This is a genomic window from Pseudomonas sp. TNT2022 ID1044 (genome assembly GCF_028656895.1).
Classification (GTDB): Bacteria; Pseudomonadota; Gammaproteobacteria; order Pseudomonadales; family Pseudomonadaceae; genus Aquipseudomonas; species Aquipseudomonas reinekei.
The window spans coordinates 1-835 of the sequence record NZ_JAMDHB010000044.1; the positions used below are offsets into that span (position 1 = coordinate 1).

Annotated in this window: 1 protein-coding gene; it reads left to right on the forward strand. The window is 54.9% G+C overall.

What is annotated here, in order from left to right:
* On the forward strand, positions 1-835 hold an 835-nt coding region (locus tag M5G20_RS29995), incomplete at both ends, for a type VI lipase adapter Tla3 domain-containing protein (protein ID WP_273922113.1).

Below are 835 nucleotides of genomic sequence, written 5' to 3' on the forward strand. Positions count from 1 at the left end.
GCCGTGGCCAGTGAAAAAGCGAGGCTCGCTGCTTACAAAGCCAACGTCGTGGCGCAAATCGCCGAGCGGCAAGCAACGCAAGCGCGGACTTACGCGCTGGAAATACGGGGCGTTGGGCTTGGGATTCATCAGGACCATCAATCTGAGATATGGCAATTCATCAAGAAAAAAAACGATAACTTTGCTTCGATATACTCACGAGATGCTAAGGATTACACGGACTCGCTGGACTTCAGAATAATCAGTAGGGATATCAAAATCCGTGTCGCCTTCAAACATTCGGCAGGCGAGGCGGTAGCGTATTGGCCGATTCCGACATTTGCACTAGGCCCTCCAGACCCATACGAGAAGGGCTACCGAGCAGCCGGTTTGATCAGTTCAGGGCGAAACAAGGCGACCCTGGGAGTTACCCAGTTTCTCTGGCAGGACGATGAAAGTACGACCCATGCGCAAGGCATGATTGAGCGACTGTTCCAGTTTTTTGATGACAACCCTCAAGTGCCCCAAGCGTTGATCGCGAGCCGGGACGGTGATGTGACACGAGATGTCTATCGCAAGCCCGGTACGCCTGGGTTGCAAAGCGTGCAGGTTGTCCCCACGGTGTACGAAAGCATGGCCGGGCTGCTGGTCACCCGTTCGGATCGGGTGGATCGGTACATCCGCCGTTATGCCACTCATGAACGTGAGGACAACCAGAACAAAGACACCGATCTGGGCAAGCTTTGGGCGTTTTACTGGAAGCAATCCCGCGAGTTTCTAGATGTGTACGAAGAGTCGGAGCGAGCCAAAGGCGCCCAAGACCCCTTAGCCCCCGGTACCATGTCCACCGCCTACT